This is a genomic window from Streptomyces chisholmiae (assembly GCF_031845445.1).
Classification (GTDB): domain Bacteria; phylum Actinomycetota; class Actinomycetes; order Streptomycetales; family Streptomycetaceae; genus Streptomyces; species Streptomyces chisholmiae.
In genome coordinates this window covers 192,507-210,709 of the sequence record NZ_JAVREO010000001.1, presented here as the reverse complement: position 1 = coordinate 210,709, position 18,203 = coordinate 192,507, and the positions used below count along the sequence as shown (strand labels likewise).

The 18,203-nt window shown below is 72.8% G+C and carries 17 protein-coding genes; 16 read left to right on the top strand and 1 reads right to left on the bottom strand.

Translation table 11 applies throughout. From position 1 onward, the window contains the following. Positions 1-56 precede the first annotated feature (56 nt). From RM844_RS00895 to RM844_RS00860, 8 genes are all read left to right on the top strand, one after another. Complete coding sequence (locus tag RM844_RS00895) at positions 57-788, top strand: DUF7873 family protein (RefSeq protein WP_311663497.1); 732 nt, start codon at positions 57-59, stop codon at positions 786-788. 614 nt (positions 789-1,402) lie between these two features. Continuing rightward, positions 1,403-2,197: a helix-turn-helix domain-containing protein gene (locus tag RM844_RS00890; RefSeq protein WP_311663495.1), complete on the top strand. Its 795-nt coding sequence runs from the start codon at positions 1,403-1,405 to the stop codon at positions 2,195-2,197. Then, positions 2,190-2,408, top strand: a complete 219-nt coding sequence (locus RM844_RS00885; RefSeq protein ID WP_311663494.1) for a DUF397 domain-containing protein — start codon at positions 2,190-2,192, stop codon at positions 2,406-2,408. The genes RM844_RS00890 and RM844_RS00885 overlap by 8 nt, the downstream gene beginning before the upstream one ends. A 35-nt stretch (positions 2,409-2,443) precedes the next feature. Beyond that, positions 2,444-2,647: a DUF397 domain-containing protein gene (locus RM844_RS00880; RefSeq protein ID WP_311663492.1), complete on the top strand. Its 204-nt coding sequence runs from the start codon at positions 2,444-2,446 to the stop codon at positions 2,645-2,647. Positions 2,648-2,718: 71 nt separating this feature from the next. Further along, positions 2,719-5,235, top strand: coding sequence for a tetratricopeptide repeat protein (locus RM844_RS00875; protein WP_311663490.1), 2,517 nt, complete (start codon positions 2,719-2,721; stop codon positions 5,233-5,235). A 57-nt stretch (positions 5,236-5,292) separates the two neighbouring features. Further along, positions 5,293-5,415, top strand: coding sequence for a hypothetical protein (locus RM844_RS00870; RefSeq protein WP_311663489.1), 123 nt, complete (start codon positions 5,293-5,295; stop codon positions 5,413-5,415). A gap of 58 nt (positions 5,416-5,473) precedes the next feature. Next, the gene (locus tag RM844_RS00865; protein WP_311663487.1) at positions 5,474-5,953 is read left to right on the top strand and encodes a macro domain-containing protein; all 480 of its coding nucleotides are present in this window, start codon (positions 5,474-5,476) and stop codon (positions 5,951-5,953) included. 179 nt (positions 5,954-6,132) lie between these two features. Next, entirely contained in the window at positions 6,133-7,737 is a 1,605-nt protein-coding gene (locus RM844_RS00860; RefSeq protein WP_311663485.1) for an alpha-amylase family glycosyl hydrolase, read from the top strand. 233 nt (positions 7,738-7,970) lie between these two features. On the opposite strand, the gene RM844_RS00855 is transcribed toward RM844_RS00860, so the two are convergent. Next, positions 7,971-8,687: a FadR/GntR family transcriptional regulator gene (locus RM844_RS00855; protein ID WP_311663483.1), complete on the bottom strand. Its 717-nt coding sequence runs from the start codon at positions 8,685-8,687 to the stop codon at positions 7,971-7,973. 429 nt (positions 8,688-9,116) lie between these two features. Between RM844_RS00855 and RM844_RS00850 the strand changes: the two genes are divergently transcribed. The 8 genes from RM844_RS00850 (at position 9,117) to RM844_RS00815 (ending at position 17,900) form a co-directional block, all read left to right on the top strand. Beyond that, on the top strand, positions 9,117-10,259 hold the full coding sequence (locus RM844_RS00850) for an acetamidase/formamidase family protein (RefSeq protein WP_311663481.1): 1,143 nt from the start codon (positions 9,117-9,119) through the stop codon (positions 10,257-10,259). Further along, positions 10,256-11,959 carry an AtzH-like domain-containing protein gene (locus RM844_RS00845; RefSeq protein ID WP_311663479.1) on the top strand — a complete coding sequence of 568 codons (1,704 nt, stop codon included), beginning with the start codon at positions 10,256-10,258 and terminating at the stop codon, positions 11,957-11,959. The genes RM844_RS00850 and RM844_RS00845 overlap by 4 nt, the downstream gene beginning before the upstream one ends. Beyond that, entirely contained in the window at positions 11,956-12,930 is a 975-nt protein-coding gene (locus tag RM844_RS00840; RefSeq protein WP_311663477.1) for an ABC transporter substrate-binding protein, read from the top strand. Before RM844_RS00845 ends, RM844_RS00840 begins: the two co-directional genes overlap by 4 nt. A 32-nt stretch (positions 12,931-12,962) precedes the next feature. Then, on the top strand, positions 12,963-13,925 hold the full coding sequence (locus tag RM844_RS00835; protein WP_311663475.1) for an ABC transporter permease: 963 nt from the start codon (positions 12,963-12,965) through the stop codon (positions 13,923-13,925). Positions 13,926-14,013: 88 nt separating this feature from the next. After that, a complete protein-coding gene (locus tag RM844_RS00830; RefSeq protein ID WP_311663473.1) occupies positions 14,014-14,820 on the top strand; it encodes an ABC transporter ATP-binding protein in 807 nt (268 codons plus the stop codon). Between the two features lie 93 nt (positions 14,821-14,913). Beyond that, complete coding sequence (locus RM844_RS00825) at positions 14,914-16,212, top strand: amidohydrolase/deacetylase family metallohydrolase (RefSeq protein ID WP_311663471.1); 1,299 nt, start codon at positions 14,914-14,916, stop codon at positions 16,210-16,212. Next, positions 16,209-17,111: an alpha/beta hydrolase gene (locus RM844_RS00820; protein WP_311663470.1), complete on the top strand. Its 903-nt coding sequence runs from the start codon at positions 16,209-16,211 to the stop codon at positions 17,109-17,111. The genes RM844_RS00825 and RM844_RS00820 overlap by 4 nt, the downstream gene beginning before the upstream one ends. A gap of 93 nt (positions 17,112-17,204) precedes the next feature. Further along, positions 17,205-17,900 (top strand): YoaK family protein, encoded by a 696-nt coding sequence (locus RM844_RS00815; protein ID WP_311663468.1) that lies wholly within the window; start codon positions 17,205-17,207, stop codon positions 17,898-17,900. Positions 17,901-18,203 lie beyond the last annotated feature (303 nt).

Below are 18,203 nucleotides of genomic sequence, written 5' to 3'. Positions count from 1 at the left end.
CGGGGGTGGGGCGGGCCGCCCCTGGCTAGTATGAAGATCACTCGAAGGGGGGAACAGTGGCGAAGCTCAACCAGATCATCGCCGTCGAAAAGGGCGTCAAGAGCAAGTCGTACCAGGACATCACCGCGGCGCACCACCAGGTGCAGAAGCCCGCGCTGCTGGCCGGCATCTCGCGCACCTACCAGCCGAAGGACGAGGAGGGCGAGCAGCTGCCGCCCGAGTCAACCCGGGTGCAGGTCAAGGCCGAGACCGTGCTGCGGGAGATGGCCGCGTCGCTGACCCGGCTCTTCGACGTGACCGCCACCAAGGACTGGGCGAACTGCGCGGCCCGCGCCGACGTCGTCGTCGACGGCCGCACCATCGTGCCGGACGTGCCGGTCAGCTACCTGCTCTTCCTGGAGAAGCAGCTCACCGACCTGCACACCTTCGTCAAGAAGCTGCCCGTCCTGGACGGCGCCGAGACCTGGACACTCGACCCGTCCACCGACTGGTGGAAGACGGACCCGGTGCGCACCATCCGCACCAAGAAGGTCCCGCGCAACCACGTCAAGGCCGAGGCCACGGAGAAGCACCCGGCGCAGGTCGAGGTGTACTACGAGGACGTGGCGATCGGCTACTGGACCACGGTGAAGTTCTCCGGCAGCCTCTCGGCCCGCCAGGTCAACGAGCTGCTGGAGCGGGTGGAGAAGCTCCAGACCGCGGTCAAGTACGCCCGGGAGGAGGCCAACTCGGCGGAGGTCGAGGACCGGCGCGTCGGTGAGGCGGTGTTCGGCTACCTCCTCGGCTGACGCCTTGGCCGTTTGGCCGTCCGGCCGTGCCCTCCGGGGCGCGGCCCCACAGATGCCCCCGCGTGCGAGCGCGGGGGTGCGCGAAAGAGCGCGGACCGATTGAGGCCGGTCCGCGCGGGCGCAAGCTGAAACTGAACGTTCAGCCTGACGCGCGCGGTGACAGTGAGGGTTCGAGTCCTTCCCCCGGCACCCAGGCCGGGGTAGCCCAATGGCAGAGGCAGCCGCGTTCAAGCTCAGACTCTCGCTCAAGCTTCAGCATCGCCACCGATCGCCGGATCGACCGGGGACGGACGACCGCCGTCGAATGCGGGTTCAATTCCCGCCTGCACCTCTCCGTGGTGCGGTAGTTCAAAGGCAGAACGCGACGGCCTGACGAATGATCCGTCCTCTTCAACGCCGCCGGCGTGCGCAATTGGGTGGCAACCCCAGGGGCCCGGGAGCTGGATACGACTCCCGGGTCCCGCCACGTTCCGGCTCCGCCGGTGCCTCGGCCCTCGCGGTGAGGGGCGCGCGCTGGGCGCGCGCTCGCGCCGGCGCACAACGCGGAGTTGGCCGGTCACTGCGGGTGCGAGTAGCGTGCCTCCACGGGGAGTGGCACGAAGGGGAGGCCGCCGATGGCCAGCGTGTACGGCAACTGGTTGAAGCAGCAGCGGGAGGCCGCTGGGCTCACCCAACAGGACCTGGCCGAGCGGGCGTTGATGACCCGCTCCCACATCTCCCACATCGAGGCCGGCCGCCGAGTCCCCTCCAAGGACGACGCCCGCCGCCTGGACCGCGCCCTCAACACGGGGGACGTCCTGACCAACTTCCTGCCGGAGAACACGGCGGCGGTCGCCGACTACTTCGAATCCGCGCGACAGCTGGAACAACAGGCCACAGTGATCCAGGAGTTCGCCATCTCCTTCATCCCGGGCATCCTCCAGACCGAGAGGTACGCGCGAGCGATCATTCCGATCGGCTACCCACCACGTAGCGCTCAGGACTGTGAACGGACGATCGTCAGCCGACTCGAACGCGGCAAGCTCCTCGCTGACCCGGTCAAGCCGGTGGTCTGGGCCGTGCTGGACGAGGCGGTGCTTCGCCGCCCAGTCGGCGGCCCGGAGGTGATGGCCGAGCAACTCACCTATATCGCGGACCTGGTTGAGCGCAACCGCGTGCGGGCCCATGTGATGCCCTTCGCGCTGGGCCCGCATCCGCTGATGCAGAGCATGCTGACCCTGATGTGGTTCGAGGACCAGCCCCCCGTCGCCTACACCGAAGGCTTGCGGACCGGAAAGGTCCACGACAGTCCGGATGTGGTCGAAGAGCTACAGGGGTCCTACAATCTGGCACTGAGTGATGCTCTGCCCCTACGAGAGTCACTTGACCTGTTGAGGTCAACAGCGAAGGAATTCGGACACCATGACTGAGCACACGATCGCAGACGCGTCCACGCTGAGCGGGTGGCGGAAGTCCTCGTACAGCGGCAACGAGGGGGGAAGCTGCGTCGAGGTGCTGGACGGACACCCGGCCGGAGTCCCCGTGCGGGACTCCAAAAACAGCCACGGCCCAGCACTCGTCTTCTCCGCCGAGCAGTGGAACACCTTCATCGACACCGTGAAGTCCGACCGCCACGGCTGACGACAGTCGGGCAACAGCTGAGGAGCCGGAACACCATGACTGCACACACGATCGTGGACGGCTGGCGAAAGTCCTCATACAGCGGTAGTGAGGCCGGAAGCTGCGTCGAGGTACTCGACGGACACCCGGCCGGAGTCCCCGTGCGGGACTCAAAGAACACCCACGGCCCAGCGCTCCTCTTCCCCACCACACAGTGGAACACCTTTGTCGACACCGTGAAGTCCGACCGCCACGGCTAAGCTAACGCCACTCCCGACCCCCAGGTGACCCAGGTACGGTTGGGTTGGGATTCCATAGTCGGGGGTTGGCCATGGCGGAACGACGCCCGTCCCGGCAGGAGTTGATGCTCCAGCAGCGGCGGCAGGACTTCGTCGGGCGGGTGGCGGAGGTATCTCGATTTCGGGAGAATCTGAACCTCGACCCGGCAGGCGAGGGCTTCCCGTTCTTGTACCACGTCCGGGGCCTCACCGGAATTGGCAAATCGACATTGGTCCGCCGCTGGCGGCAGCTGGCGGGGGAACGCGGCGCCGTCACCGTGCCGTTGGACGCCGGCCCCCTCAACCCGCTGGAGGCAATGGCGGCGATCAGCACCGAACTGGCCTCCCAGGGGCACGTGTTGAAGGCATTCGACAAGCGGCTGGCCAGCTACCGGCAGCGCCACCACGAGGCGGTCACCAGCGTCGACGGACCGGTCGACGGCATCGGCCCGTCGGCCGGCAGCGCGGCGACCGCCCAGCTGGCGCTGGCCGGGCTGGGCTCGGTGCCCGGGCTTGGCCTGCTCGCCGGCGGGTTGGACCCGCAGCCGGTGGCCCAGGGCCTGGAGAGCGCCCGTTCCTGGCTCTCCGCCCGGCTGCGGAACGCCGACGACGTGCGGCTGGTGCTCAGCCCGGTGCAGGTGCTCACCCCGCTCTTCCTGCGAGAACTGGCCGGGGTGGCCCGCGAGCGGCTGGTGGTGCTGGTCTGCGACACCTACGAGCAGCTAGCCCCGGTGCTGGACGAGTGGCTGCGGGACATGATCTGCACGGAGCGGTACGGCGCCCTGGACCAGAACGTGATCGTGGTCATCGCCGGCCAAGGCGAGCTGGACCAGCTGGTCTGGGGCGACCACGGGCGTTGGGTCACGGACGTCCCGCTGGACGTCTTCAGCGAGGCGGAGAGCCGGGCCCTGCTGGCCGGCCAAGGCGTCACCGACGAAACGGTGATCGAGGAGATCCTCCGGCTCAGCCATGGCCTGCCGGCCTTGGTGGAGCAGCTCGCTCAGGCCAGCCCAGCGCCCCTGCCAGAGATACCCGACCCCTCGGAGTCCGCCGTAGAGCGGTTCCTGAGGTGGGAGACAGACGACGACCTGCGCGCCGCCGCGCTGGCCTGCGCGCTGCCGCTGCGGCTGGACGAGGACGTGTTCCGCGTGCTGGCGCCGGAGCCGGTGGCGGACCGGTTTTCGTGGTTGCGGCGGCTCAGCTTCGTTCAAGAACATGGCGGTGAACTTCAGTACCACGAGGTGGTCCGGGCCATCATGCTCCGCTTCCAACGACACCGCTCCCCCACCCGCTGGCGCGCCCAACACACCGCGCTGGCTGCGCACTTCGCCGAGCGGCGGCAAACACTTGAGGAGATACTGCCAGCCGATGACCGCTGGCAGGACACTGCTTGGCGGGAAGCACGCTGCTCTGAAACCCACCACCGGCTGTGCGCCGAACCACAAGCGGCACTGCCCCACGCGCTACGCGAGATGCTCAACGCCGGCGTCGTGGATATCTCGCTGTTTCGCCACCACGCACGCGCATTTCGTCAAGCAGGACGGGACACCGACAGCAGGGTCCTGATGGAGTGGTCCAAACGACTCACCTCGCCATTGCCGGAAGAGGGCAGTGAATCCGCGAATGGTCGGTTGGTCGCAACTCTAAACCACCTGCTGGCCGCCCCTGGCCTGACCGACGCTGACCGCGCGTTAGCGCACTCTCTTCGGGGCCGCACTCACCACACGGACGACCAGCTCGACGCGGCCGTAGCCGACTTCTCCCAGGCCATCGACCTGAGACCCGACTTCGCCTCTCCCTATGTTGGACGGGCCAAGGCACTGTTGCAGTTGGACCAACTGCCGGGCGCCCATGCGGACGCGAATCGAGCCGTCCAGATCGATCCGGCGGATGCGGAACATTGGGGACTCCGGGGCGTCACCCACCGGCTCCTGGGTCAGCACGAACCAGCCCTCGCCGATCTCAGCCAGGCCGTCCAGCTCAACCCCAAGTACTCCTGGGCCTTCGCTCAGCGCGGTCTCACCCATCGAGCCCTCGGTCAACTCGACCAAGCCCTCGTCGACCTCAGCCACGCTGTCCAGCTCAACCCGGCGGATGCCTGGGCCTTCGCTCGACGCGGTGAGATCCACCATCTCCTAGGCGACCACCAGCAAGCCCTCGCCGACCTGGACAGCGCCATCAAGCTCAATTTTGAGTACACCTGGGCCTTCGCCCAGCGTGCCACCACTCATCGTCTCCTTGGCAACTACCAGCAGGCCCTCACCGACCTAGACCACGTCATCCGACTGGATCCCGAATACCCCTGGGCGCTGGCCAGCCGAGGACAGATCCACCGCGCCCTGGGGCACACCGACCAGGCCCTCGCCGACCTGGACCACGCCATTCGACTTGACCCCGGACATGTTCTGGCCCTCAGCGAGCGGAGCGAAATCCGTCAACTCCTGGGCCATTACGAGCAGGCCCTCGCCGACCTGCGCCGCGCCTTCCGACTCATCTCCGTGTACTCCCCGGCCCCACCCGGCACTCAGCATGACGAAGTGCACCTCAAAAGAGACCAATCATCCCCATGATTCGCTGAGGCTTATCTGCTGGCTTTCCACACGCCGGAGAAAGTACGGCCAAGCACAGTGGCGCCGCCCTGGTACGAGGTGCGGGAGGTGCTGTTCATGATCAACAACTTCCGGCCGGACCTGCCCGCTACCGAGCCGATCCGCCGCGTAAGGGAGCTACTGGTCGCCGCGGGGCGGTGACCCCGCCCCGGTGGGAATCGCCTGGCCAACGGCCAGGCCCGTGGTCGAGGCTGGGGGGATGACGACGACGCTGCGCATCATTCCGGGGGACGCGACCGATCCGCAGGCCAAGGGGCCGAAGATCATCGCGCATGTCTGCAACGACATCGGCGGTTGGGGCAAGGGTTTCGTGCTGGCGCTGTCGCGGCGCTGGCCGGAGCCGGAGCGGGAGTACCGGCGTTGGCACCGGGAGCGGGCGGGGAACGACTTCGGGTTGGGGGCGGTGGGGCTGGTGCGGGTGCGGCCGGATGTCTGGGTGGCGAACATGGTCGGGCAGCGGGGGATCAAGACCGGCAGCAAGGGGGTGCCGATCCGGTACGAGGCGGTCGAGCGTTGTCTCGGCACGGTCGCCGAGCACGCCGGGACGCTCGGCGCCTCGGTGCACATGCCGCGAATCGGCTGTGGGCTGGCGGGCGGGAAGTGGGAGCGGATCGAGCCGCTGATCGAGCGGACGCTGCTGGCCCGGGCCGTGCCGACCACCGTCTACGACCACGGCTGAGGGGACGCTCCGGTAGCCCGCCACGGGGCGCGGGCGCCGGCGTCCGCCCCGGACACGCCCTACGCCGGCCGGGGGGTGATCGGCGATGATCGTCTGGTTTGGGTCGAACGTCTGAGAGCGTGTCGAACGTCCGAGACCGCCGCGCGAGCGGCGGGCACCCGCCTGAAAGGTCGTCCCGCATGTCGCCCTTCCGCCCCGCGCCCACCTGGCTGGCCGACGCCGTCCTCTACCAGATCTACCCGCAGAGCTTCGCCGACTCCGACGGCGACGGGATCGGTGACTTCGCCGGGATCACCGAGCGCCTGGACCACCTGGCCTGGCTGGGGGTGAACACCGTCTGGCTCAACCCGTGCTTCGCCTCGCCGTTCAACGACGCCGGCTACGACGTCTCGGACTACCTGCGGGTGGCGCCCAGGTACGGGACCGAGGAGCAGCTGGCGGAGCTGGTGGAGGCCGCGGCGCGGCGGTCGATCCGGGTGATGCTGGACCTGGTGGCCGGGCACACCTCGGACCAGCATCCCTGGTTCCAGGCGGCGGTGGACGACCCGGAGGACCACCGTTACATCTGGACCGACCGGGTGGACGAGGAGCTGCCGAAGGGGTTCGTCACCTCGCCGGGCAGCCGGCCGGGCGGCTACCTGCCGAACTTCTTCGACAGCCAGCCCGCGCTGAACTTCGGCTATGCCCGCACCGACCCGGCGGAGCCGTGGCGGCAGCCGGTGGACGCGGCCGGGCCGAAGGCGAACCGGGCGGCGCTGCGGGAGGTGATGGACCACTGGCTGGGGCTCGGGCTGGCCGGCTTCCGGGTGGACATGGCGCACTCGCTGGTCAAGGACGATCCGGGGCTGACCGAGACCAGCACGCTGTGGACGGAGCTGCGCGGCTGGCTGGACGACGCCCACCCGCACGCCGCGCTGCTGGCCGAGTGGGGCGATCCTTCGGTCTCGGTGCCGGCCGGCTTCCACTCGGACTTCTTCCTCCAGTTCGGTGGGCCGTCGGACGGGCTGCCGCTGCGTTCGCTGTGGAACAACGGGCAGGGCACGGTGGCCGAGCACTGGACGCAGGAGCACTGCTACTTCGACGCGGCGGGCCAGACCTCGGCCGGTACCTTCGTCAGTGCCTGGGAGTCGGTGAGCGGGGCCATCGGCGACCAGGGCTTCGTCACGCTGCCGAGCGCCAACCACGACTTCTCCCGGCTGGCCTGCGGCAGCCGCACGGCGGAGCAGCTGCCGGCGGCGTTCGCCTTCCAGCTGACCTGGCCCGCGCTGCCGGCGATCTACTACGGCGACGAGATCGGCATGCGGTATCTGCCCGACCTGCCGGACCACGAGGGCAGCCGGCTGGGTCCGCGCTACAACCGGGCGGGCTCGCGCACCCCGATGCAGTGGGACGGCTCCGCAAACGCCGGCTTCTCGACGGCGCCGGCCGAGCGGCTCTACCTGCCGATCGACCCCGATCCGCAGCGGCCCAACGTCGCCGCCCAACGGGCCGACGAGGGCTCGTTGTTGCACCTGGTGCGCCGGCTGATCGCGCTGCGCCGCTCGCACGCCGAGCTGGGCGCGCGGTGTGGGCTTGAGGTCTTCCACACCGGCTATCCGCTGGTCTACCTGCGGGGGGACCGCTTCCTCGTGGTGGTCAACCCGCGCCGGGAGCGGGCGGAGCATCCGCTGCCCCGGCCGGATCTGGCCACCGCGCGGCTGGTGTTGGGCGACGGGGTGACGGTGGGGCCGGACGGCATCGCGGCCGCCGGCTTCGGCTACGGCGTCTTCGACCTGCGGCCCTGAGCCCCACACCCGTCCCGGCCTGAGCCGTCCGCGCCCGACCGCCCGGGTCCGTCCCGGGCCTGAGCCCGTCCGGCCCGCACCGTCCGGGCCTGACCGTCCGCCCCGAGTCAGTCCGGCCCCGAGCCGTCTGGCCGGGCCCCGATCGGCCGGGCCCGCGTGCGGACCCGAGTGGACGGCCCGGCGTCGGGCGGCGGGTCGCCCCTCCGCCCACCGCCCCGACACCGGGTCCGGGGTCAGGCCGGCTCGGGGTGGGCGCCCTGGCGGGAGCTGACCTCCCGGACCTCCCGCAGGTGCCGCTCCATCGCCGCGCCGGCCGGCGCCGGGCGGCGGGCCAACACCGCCTCGTAGATGGCCTGGTGGCCGCGGAAGGAGACCTCCCGGCCCTGCCGGGTGCGGTGGCCCAGCTCCCGGGTGTTCCGCGTCCAGCTGGTGGTCATCGTGCAGAGCGTCACCAGCAGGGGGTTCTGCGCGGCGTGTGCCAGCAGAGTGTGGAACTCGACGTCCAGCGCCAGCGACTCCTCGGGGCTCAGCTCCGCGTGCGAGCGGGCCAGCACCTCCTCCAGCGAGATCAGGTTGGAGTCGGCGGCGCGGAGCGCGGCCAGCTGGGCTATCCGCGGCTCGACCAGGTCACGCAGCTCCGTGGCGTTGGCTATCTCCACATCCAACTCGGAGAGGTTCTCGTAGAGTTGGGCGACGCCCTCGGGCTGCTCGGCGACCACGCTGCCGCGGCCCTGGTGGCGCTCTATCAGCTTCTTGGACTCCAGCTCGAACATGGCCTCGCGCAACGAGGCGCGGGAGACGTTCAGGCTGGCCGCCAACTCCCGCTCCGCCGGGAGGCGGTCGCCGGCGCGCAGCTCCCCGCTGGTGATCAGGCGCTCCAGATGGGCGGCCACCTCGGCGCCGACGCTGCGCGAGCGGCGCACCATCGGCGGAATGGACGCGAAGCTCATCGGCGTCTCCCCCTGTTGAGACCGGACCGGCGAGTGGGCCCACTGGTCTGACCAATGACTACCACCCGGGATCGCGCGCCCGCAAGACGTCACGGGGCGCGGGTGGTGGGATGGCCGAGACCGTTCGGTGTCCGGCGTGTTTCCTGCTGACCTGCGGTAAAGCCCGTACGGCCGGCGCCGTTTCGGCCAGGTAAAAGCGCCGTGACGAATGCCGCCAGCCCTGGACGCGGGTCGGCCACCCCGGCCACTGTGGCCAGGACATCGGATGGTCTGACCAATACGGCGACCGCGCCGGATCGGTTCGAACGAGACCGCATCAGGCCGGTTCCGACCGAGCCGGGGCCAGTACCAGTCCGCTTGGAGTCCGGGACAGAACGCCGCGGGACGGCGGCGCTGACGCAGGGGGCGCGACCAGCAGTGACAGCGACGATGACGGGGGCCTTCCCCGTTCTCCAGCGGGGCGAGCGGCTGCCGACGGGCATCGACTACCTGCCCGCCGACCCGGAGCACGTGCTCTGGGGCCGGCTCCCCTGTGCCGGGGACCGGCCGGTGGCCTCGGTGGCGCCCGGCGAGCGGATCGTGGTGGACACCGTCAGCCACGAGGGCATCCTCGACGACCAGGGCTCCGACCCGGTGGCCTTCTTCGGCCGGTACGGGGTGGCCGGGGACCAGGTGCTCCAGGACGCGGTGGAGATCACCGCCCGGGGCCGGCGGGTCGCCGGGGACGGCCCGCACGTGGTGACCGGCCCGATCGCGGTGGCCGGCGCGCGCCCCGGCGACCTGCTCGCGGTGCGCACCGAGCGGCTGGAGATGCGCGCGCCCTACGGCGTGATCTCCACCCGGCACGGGCGCGGGGTGCTCGCCGCCGACCCCGAACTCGGCGGCGCCTACCACACGTTCTGCTCGGTGACCGCCGGTCCCGGCGGCCGCTGGCAGGGCTCGCTGCCCACCCGGCACGACGCCGAACCGGGCGACGGTCCGCGGGTGAGCTTCCCGCTGGCCCCGTTTCTGGGCATCGTGGGCGTGGCCACCGACACCCCGGGCCGGGTCAACTCGGTGCCGCCGGGGCCGCACGGCGGGAACGTGGACATCCGGCTGCTCACCCCGGGCGCGACGCTCTTCCTCCCGGTGCAGGTGCCGGAAGCGCTGCTCTACGTGGGTGACCCGCACTACGCCCAGGGCAACGGCGAGGTGGCGCTGACCGCGTTCGAGGCGCCGCTGCGCGCCGAGTTGAGCGTGGACCTGCTGCCCCGGGAGCTGGTCGCCGAGGAACTCGGCGGGGTGCGGGGGCCGTTCGCGGCCGGGCACGGGCTGCTGGTGCCGACCGGCCTGGACGCCGACCTGAACGAGGCGCTGCGCCGCTGCGTGCGGAACGCGGTGGGGCTGCTGAGCGCGGTCTCCGGGCTGGACGAGCGGCAGGGTTACCTCTACCTGAGCGCGGCGGCCGACTTCCAGATATCCCAGGCGGTGGACGAGGTCGCCGGGGTGCACGGCGAGCTGCGGGTCGCCGACTTCGCGCTGGACGGCGTGCCGGGGCCGGTGGCCCGCCGCATCCTGGAGCGGGCGCGATGACCGACACCGGGCATCCCGAGTCAGCCCCGACGTCGCCCGAGGTGCTGGGCGAAGGACCGCTGCCGGCCGACCTGTGGGCGGCCTTCCTGGCCTACGACCGGGCCCTGTTGAGCAACGACGTGCCGGCCCTGGACGCCTCCTTCGCGCCGGGCGAGCTGACCCTGCGGGCGGACCACACCGGGGTGTTGGTCGGGCACGACGCGATCGCCGCGTTCCGGGCCGGCCGGCCGGCGGCGCCGGAGCGGCGGCTGGTCCGGGTGCACGTCCGGCTGCCGGCCGACGACGTGGCGCTGCTGGTCGCCGAGGTGGCCTCGCCGGCCGGGGCGCCGGGCCTGCAGACCCAGCTCTGGCAGCGGGTGGCCGGCCGCTGGCGGGTGGCGGCGGCCCATGTCACGGCCCCACCGCGGCCGGCGCGGGACCGGCCGGTGGACGGCGCGGTCTGGCGGGTGGTGGGCGCGCCGCTGGTGGCGGCGTCGGCGACCGGCCCGCTGACCGGCGAGACGGTCGCGGTCAAGGACCTCTTCGCGGTGGCCGGCCAGGCGGTCGGCGCCGGGGTGCCGGCCTTCCTGGCCGAGGGCCGGCCGGCGGCGGAGCACGCCGCCGCCGTGGCGGCGCTGCTGGCGGCCGGGGCCTCGGTCACCGGCCTGGCGCAGACCGACGAGTTCGCCTACAGCGTCAGCGGGCTCGGCGGGCACTGGGGCACCCCGGCACACCCGACGGCCCCCGGCCGGGTCCCCGGCGGCTCGACCAACGGTCCTGGCGTCGCGGTCGCCCGCGGCGAGGTGAGCGTGGGCCTGGGCACGGACACCGCGGGATCGATCCGGGTGCCGGGCTCCTACCTGGGCCTGTGGGGGCTGCGGACCAGCACCGGCCGGGTGGACACCCGGGGCCTGCTGCCGCTGGCGCCGTCCTTCGACGCGGTGGGCTGGCTGACCAGGGACGGCGCGACGCTGTACGCGGTGGCCCGGACGCTGGTCCCCGAGGGGCCCGAGGACGGGCAGGACGCACTGGGTGAGCACCCCGAGGTGTGCACCGTGCCGGCGCTGAACGCCCTGGCCGATCCGGAGATCGCGCGGGGCGTCGAGGCCGCGGCGCGGGCGCTGGCGGCCCGGCCGCTGGACCTCGGTGTCGACCTCGGCGCGGAACTGGCCGGCTGGTACGCGGCCTTCCGTACCGTGCAGGGCTTCGAGGCCTGGCGCGCGCACGGCGCCTGGGTGACGGAGCACCCGGGGGCGCTGAGCGCCGAGGTGGCCGCCAGGATGGCCTGGGCCGCCACCGTCACCGAGGACCAACAGGCCGCCGCGCGAGTCGAGTTGGACCGGGCGGCCGGGCTGCTCCGGGCCGGTCTCGCCGGCCGGGTGCTGCTGCTGCCGAGCACGGCGACGCCGGCCCCGCCGGCCGCCGACCCGGCGGCGCTGGCCGCCGCCAGGGACCGCACGCTCCAGCTGACCTGCCTGGCCTCGCTGGCCGGCCTGCCGGCGCTGACCCTGCCGGCCCCGACCTCGGCCCCGACTCCGGCCCCCGAGCCCACCCCCGCACACCCCACCACCGCTCAAGGCAGCGCCGCCGGGAGCCCGTTGCCGTACGGCCTCGGTCTGGTCGGCCCCGCCGGCTCGGACCTGGCGCTGATCCGCTTCGCCCTGGGCGCCGCCGCCACCCTGACCGGCCGCCCGACCCCCGTCACGGAGGACATCAGATGAACCACCACCTGCCCAAGGCCGGCCTGACCGCCGCGCTCGGCCTGGCCCTGACCGCCGCCCTGACCGGCTGCGGCACCTCGAACGGCGCGGACGGCGGCTCGTCCGACACCGTGACCATCGGCACGCTGCGCAGCCAACCCCACCTCTACCAGCCGTACTTCATGGAGCGGTTCGCCGAGGAGGGGGTCTCCTACGAGGTCACCACCTTCGACAACTCACCCGACATCAAGAACGCGCTCTCCAGCGGGGCGATCGACTTCGCGGTGCTGGGGGCGCCCTCCATGCTGGCCGGTTCGGCGGCGGGCGAGGACGTGCGGATCATCGGCTCGGCGGCCAACGGCGGCTCCGGCTTCGTCGGCACCCCGGAGATCAGCGGCCCGGAGGCGCTGGCCGGCGCCCGGATCGGCTACCCGGCCGGCTCCTCGCAGGAGATCCTGCTGAAGCTGACCCTGGAGGCCCACGGCATCGACCCGGACGAGGACGTGGAGCTGGTCAACCTGGCCTACCCGGACATGGCGCCGGCCTACGAGTCCGGCCAGGTGGACGCGTTCCTCAGCGCCGAGACCGGGGTCTCGATCGCGCTGGAGGCCGGCGCGCACGAGATCGCCTCGCCCTACGAGACGCCGATCGGCGGGGTGAACATCGTCTTCGGCACCCGCGCCGAACTGATCGAGGACAACCCGGAGTTGGTGCAGTCGGTGACGGACTCCTTCATCCAGGCCATCGGGCTGATGAACGAGGACCCGGACACCTGGGTGGACGGTGTGGTGGAGACCTTCGGACTGGACGCCGCGGTGACCGCCCGGTCGGTGCAGAACATCACCCCGCGGTACGCGCTGGACGAGGCGTACCTGACCGAACTCGGGGCGCAGGCCGAGCAGATGGTGGTCTTCGACCAGATCTCCGGGGAGCCGGACCTGGACACCCTGATCGACCCGACGTTCGTCGAGGCGAGCGAGTTCGCCGAGTAACCGGACCGGCGCGGAGCTGAAAGGAGCCCTCCATGTCCACCTCGACATCCCCCTCGACGTCCAACGACACCCCCGCGTCCGACCGGACGCCCGACGCCGTGGCCGAGGCCACGTCCGGCTCGAAGGCCGCTCCCGACGGCGCCCGGGCGCGGCCGCACCGGGAGCGCGCCGGCGGCGAGCGGCGCCGCCGGCTGCGGTCCGCGCTGACCGGCGTGCTCTACGGGGTCCCCGTGCCGGTGCTGCTGGTGATCCTCTGGGACCGCGGCGTGGCCGGCGCCTGGCTGCTGCCGTTCGGCATCCAGATGGAGCACCTGCCGGCCCCTTACGACGTGGCCCGCCGGTTCCTCGACCTGGCGGTGGGCGGCATCCTCGACGACACCTACAGCGGCACCCTCTGGGAGCACCTGTGGGCCAGCACCCGCCGGGTGCTCCAGGGCTTCGCGCTGGCCGCCGCGGTGGCCATCCCGCTGGGCGTGGTGATGGGGCGCTCGCGGGTGGTCTTCCGCCTGCTGGAGCCGACGATCAACCTGATCCGGCCGATCCCGGTGACCGCCTGGGCGCCGCTGTCCCTGCTGATCATCGGCTTCGGCGACCAGTCGACCATCTTCCTGGTCTTCCTGGCCTCGGTGTTCGCGATCCTGCTGAACACCATCGCCGGGGTGCGGGAGGTGCCGGAGCGGCTGGTGGAGGCCGCGGCGATGCTCGGCACCCGGCCGGCGCGGACGCTGTACAAGGTGGTGCTGCCGGCCGCCATGCCCAGCATCATCGGCGGGCTGCGGATCGCGCTGGGGCTGGCCTGGGTGATTCTGGTGGTCGGCGAGACCGTCGGTATCAGCACCGGCCTGGGCGCGTTGATCACCCAGGCCAGGGAGCAGTCCCGCACGGATCTGATCGTGGCCGTGATGATCGTGATCGGTCTGGCCGGTTTCCTGGCCGACCGGCTGCTGATGCTGCTGGTCCGGCTGATCGCCGGCCGGCGCCCGTTGATCAACTGACCGCCCGGCGCGGTCCCTCACCAACGCCCCCCGTCCTTCGCACCGGCCGCCCCGCCCCCTCGGGCGGCGCCGCAGAGAGGAGCACCCCGTGTCCGAAGCCGCCAAGAGCCCGCCGGCCCAGGCCGCCGGCATCGAGATCGCCGACCTGGGCAAGCGCTACCCCGGCGCCGCCGCCTACGCCATGGACGAGGTGACCATCGACATCGCCCGGGGCGAGTTCGTCTGCGTGGTGGGCGCCAGCGGTTGCGGCAAGTCCACCCTGCTGCGGATCCTGGCCGGCTTCGAGACGGCCAGCAAGGGCACCGCCCGGGTCGGTGGCGCGCCGATCACCGGCCCCGGCCCGGACCGGGCGGTGGTCTTCCAGGACTACGGCCTCTTCCCGTGGCTGACCGTCGCGGAGAACATCGCCTACGGCCCGCGCCAGGCCAGACTCCCCAAGGCGACCGTCCGGGAGCGCACCAGCCGGGCGCTGGCCGCCGTCGGACTGACCAGGATGGAACGTTCCTTCCCGCACCAGCTCTCCGGCGGCATGCAGCAACGCGTCGCCATCGCCCGGGTGTTGGCCAACGAGCCGACGGTGCTGCTGATGGACGAGCCGTTCGGCGCGCTGGACGCGCTGACCCGGTCCGGGATGCAGGCCGAGCTGCAACGCATCCACCGGGAGGCCGGCGTCACCGTCGTCTTCGTGACGCACAGCATCGAGGAGGCGGTCTACCTGGCCGACCGGGTGGTGGTGATGGCCGGCGGCTCGGCGCACGGCAACGCCGGCCACGTCCGGGAGATCGTCGACGTCGACCTGCCGGCCGAACGGGACACCACGTCGCCCGAGTTCAACGCGCTCAAGCGGCGCATCGACGCCCTGGTCCACCAGGGCAACGAGGTCACCGTCGGCTGACCCCCGGTCCCCCAGTCCCCCAGTCCCCCAGTCCCCCAGTCCCCCAGTCCCAGCTAAGGCCCCAGCACCCCGAACCGGAAACGTGAGCGTCCCATGTCCGACCGCACCGCCCAACCCACCGCGCCCTACGACCTGTTGCTCCGGGGCGGCCGGGTGATCGACCCGGCCACCGGCACCGACGGGCTCCGCGACCTCGCCGTCCGCGACGGCCGGATCGCCGCCGTCGCCGAGCGGATCGACCCGGCCACCGCCCGGGTGACCCACGAGGTCGGCGGGCGGCTGGTGCTGCCCGGGCTGATCGACACCCACGGCCACATCTACCAGCACGTGACCGGCCGCTTCGGCCTGGCCGCCGACCTGGTGGGGGTGCGCTCCGGGGTGACCACCGTGGTGGACCAGGGCGGCCCGTCCTGCATGACGCTGCCCGGCTACCGGCACCACGTCGCCGAGCCGTCGGCCACACGCTGCCTGGCCTTCCTCTCCGCCTACCTGGTGGGCGGCCTGGAGGGCCACCTCTACAGCCAGCTGTACAGCCCCGACGGGGTGGACGTCGCGGCCACGGTGGCGTCCGCGACCGCCAACCGGGACCTGGTGCGCGGCATCAAGGCGCACGCCGAGATCGGCGGCTTCGCCCGCTGGGGCATCCGGGTCATCGAGCTGGCCGCCGAGATCGCGCACCGCGCGGAACTGCCCCTCTATGTGCACTTCGGGCAGCTCTGGGGCCTCCCGGAGAGCGGCGCCAACGGCGAGGACGCGGACACCATCCTGGAGCGCGTCATCCCGCTGCTGGACGAGGGCGACGTGCTGGCGCACCCGTTCACCCGCCACCCGGGCGGCTTCGTCAACCGGCTGGGCGAGGTGCACCCGGTGATCCGGGCCGCGCTGGACCGGGGCCTGAAGGTGGACGTGGGGCACGGCAGCCACTTCTCCTACCGGCTGGCCCGCACCGCGCTGGCGGCCGGCGTGGTGCCGGACACCCTCGGCGCCGACATGCACGGTTACAACACCCACGTGCCCGCTCCGCCCGGCACGCCGACCGAGCACCCGGACGACGAGAACCACCCGTTCGTCGGCCAGGCCAGGTTCAGCCTGGTGCAGGCCATGACCTCGCTGCTGGCGCTCGGGCTGCCGCTCGCCTCGGTGGTGCCCATGGTGACCACCAACGCGGCCCGGCTGCTGGGCCTCTCGGACGAGCTGGGCTCGCTGGCCCCGGGCCGGGTGGCGGACGTGACGGTGCTGGCCGACGAGCGCGGCACGTTCCTGCTGCGCGACAACGAGGGCACCGAGGTGGCGACCGAGCGGTTGCTGCGGCCCGACTTCTGCCTGCGCGCCGGGCAGCGGTTCGACGCCGACTCGCCGCTGCTGCCCGAGCCCGTCCCCGTGCCGGCGTGACCGGGGGCGGCGGAACACCGGGCGACGGGGCCGGGGACGGGGCCGGCGGGGTCGCCGATCCCCGGGCCGGCTGGGCGGAGTTGGACCAGGCGGCCAGGGACGCCGCCTACGACAACAACGCGGCCGTCCCGGACAGCGACGTGCTGATCGCCGCGCGGAACGCCGCCGCCCGCGGCTACCGCGCCGGCACCCCGGCCGGCCTGCCCGCCGCCCGGCTCGACCTGCCCTACGGCCCCGCGCCACGCAACCGCTGCGACCTCTACCCGGGGCCCGAACCGGCCGCGCCCTGCCTGGTGTTCCTGCACGGCGGCTGGTGGCAGCGGAACGGCCGGGAGGACTTCGCACACGTGGTCGCCGGCGTCCGGGCGCACGGCTGGTCGGCCGCGCTCCCGGGCTACACGCTGGCCCCGGCCGCCTCGCTCGACGAGATCGCCACCGAGGTGGAGCGGGCGCTGGACTGGCTGGTGGCGGCCGGTCCGCGGCACGGCGTCGCGGGCCCGCTGGTGCTGGCCGGCTGGTCGGCCGGGGCGCAACTGGCCGCGCTCGCGCTGCCGCACGCCGGCGTGCGCGCCGGGCTGGCCGTCTCCGGCCCGTACGACCTGCCGCCGCTGCGGGACACCTGGCTGAACGCGGCGCTGGGGCTGACCGAGGAGGCGGCGCGCCGGCTCTCGCCGCTGCGCCGGCCCGTCGAACCCAAGCCGCTGACCGTCGCGTTCGGCACCGCCGAGCTGCCCACCCTGGTCGCCGACGCGCACCGGCTCTGGCGGCTGCGCCGGGCGGCCGGCGCGCCGGGCGAGCTGCTGCCGCTGGTGGACCGGGACCACTTCACCGTGCTGGAGGAGCTACGCTCCCCCGACGGGGCCCTGACCCGCGCGGCGCTGCGCCTGCTGGAGCCCTGACCGGCGGCTTCCCCCGGTGTGCCCGACCCGCCGGCGCCGGCCCGCGGACCGGCGCCCGCCGCCGCCCCGTACGAACTTCCTGGAGGAGTCGCTGTGAGCCCGACCAGAATGCCCGGAACCGAACGGTTGGCGCTGCTGCTGACCGTGGTGCTCACCTTTGTCACCGGTGTGGTGGACGCGGTGGGCTTCCTCGGGCTGGACCGGGTCTTCACCGGCAACATGACCGGGAACATCGTGATCCTCGGCATGGGGGCCGCCGGCGCCGACGAACTCCCGGTCCTCGGGCCCGCGTTGGCGCTGGTCGCGTTCGCCGGCGGGGCGCTGGTCGCCGGGCTGGCGCTGCGCGGCCGGCCGACCGGCTGGAGCGGGCCGGTGATCGTGCTGCTGGCGGCGCAGAGCGGGCTGCTGGCCGGGCTCACGCTGGCCCTCGCGGTGCTCGGCGAGGAGCCGGACCCGCTGGCCCAACTGCTGATCGCCGCGGGCACGGCCGCCGCGATGGGCGGCCAGGCCGCCGTCGCCCGCCGGATCGGGGTGGCCGAGATGACCACCGTGGTGGTCACCTCGACGCTGACCACGCTGGCCAGCGAGTCGCTGCCGAAGGGCGGGCTCGGCTCGATCGCCAACCGCCGGACGGCGGCGATCCTGGCCATATTCGTGGGCGCGCTGGCCGGCGCGCTGCTGCTGAAGGCGCACCTCGCGGTGCCGATGGGCCTGGCGGCCGTGCTCTCCGGCGCGGTGACCCTGCTCGGCCACTACCGGCTGCGCCCGCCGGCCACGCCCACGGCCTGAGCCGGGGTCAGCCGGCCTGGACCCGCTCCGGGGTCAGCCGCCCGCGCCGCGGGCCCGGCGTTCGGCCGCCGCGTGCCACCAGGCTGGCGGCGCCGGGCCGGTGACCCGGGCGGTCGGTTGCCGGGGGTGCAGGCCCAGCCGCCGCAGCGCCGCCGCGCGTACCTCCACCCGGTGCCAGCCGTGCCAGCGGCCGTCCGGGCCGACCCCGCAGACGAGTGCGGCACGCAGCTCGTCGGCCGCCCAGGGCAGCCAGTCGATGCCCCGCGCGCGCAGTCAACCGCGCGCGGCGGCCCACGGCCGGGG

Coding starts and splice junctions, on each gene's coding strand:
- RM844_RS00845 (WP_311663479.1), top strand. CDS start 10,256: ATGACCGACACCGGGCATCCCGAGTCAGCCCCGACGTCGCCCGAGGTG.
- RM844_RS00850 (WP_311663481.1), top strand. CDS start 9,117: ATGACGGGGGCCTTCCCCGTTCTCCAGCGGGGCGAGCGGCTGCCGACG.
- RM844_RS00890 (WP_311663495.1), top strand. CDS start 1,403: ATGGCCAGCGTGTACGGCAACTGGTTGAAGCAGCAGCGGGAGGCCGCT.
- RM844_RS00835 (WP_311663475.1), top strand. CDS start 12,963: ATGTCCACCTCGACATCCCCCTCGACGTCCAACGACACCCCCGCGTCC.
- RM844_RS00880 (WP_311663492.1), top strand. CDS start 2,444: ATGACTGCACACACGATCGTGGACGGCTGGCGAAAGTCCTCATACAGC.
- RM844_RS00860 (WP_311663485.1), top strand. CDS start 6,133: ATGTCGCCCTTCCGCCCCGCGCCCACCTGGCTGGCCGACGCCGTCCTC.
- RM844_RS00855 (WP_311663483.1), bottom strand. CDS start 8,687: ATGAGCTTCGCGTCCATTCCGCCGATGGTGCGCCGCTCGCGCAGCGTC.
- RM844_RS00875 (WP_311663490.1), top strand. CDS start 2,719: ATGGCGGAACGACGCCCGTCCCGGCAGGAGTTGATGCTCCAGCAGCGG.
- RM844_RS00840 (WP_311663477.1), top strand. CDS start 11,956: ATGAACCACCACCTGCCCAAGGCCGGCCTGACCGCCGCGCTCGGCCTG.
- RM844_RS00885 (WP_311663494.1), top strand. CDS start 2,190: ATGACTGAGCACACGATCGCAGACGCGTCCACGCTGAGCGGGTGGCGG.
- RM844_RS00825 (WP_311663471.1), top strand. CDS start 14,914: ATGTCCGACCGCACCGCCCAACCCACCGCGCCCTACGACCTGTTGCTC.
- RM844_RS00865 (WP_311663487.1), top strand. CDS start 5,474: ATGACGACGACGCTGCGCATCATTCCGGGGGACGCGACCGATCCGCAG.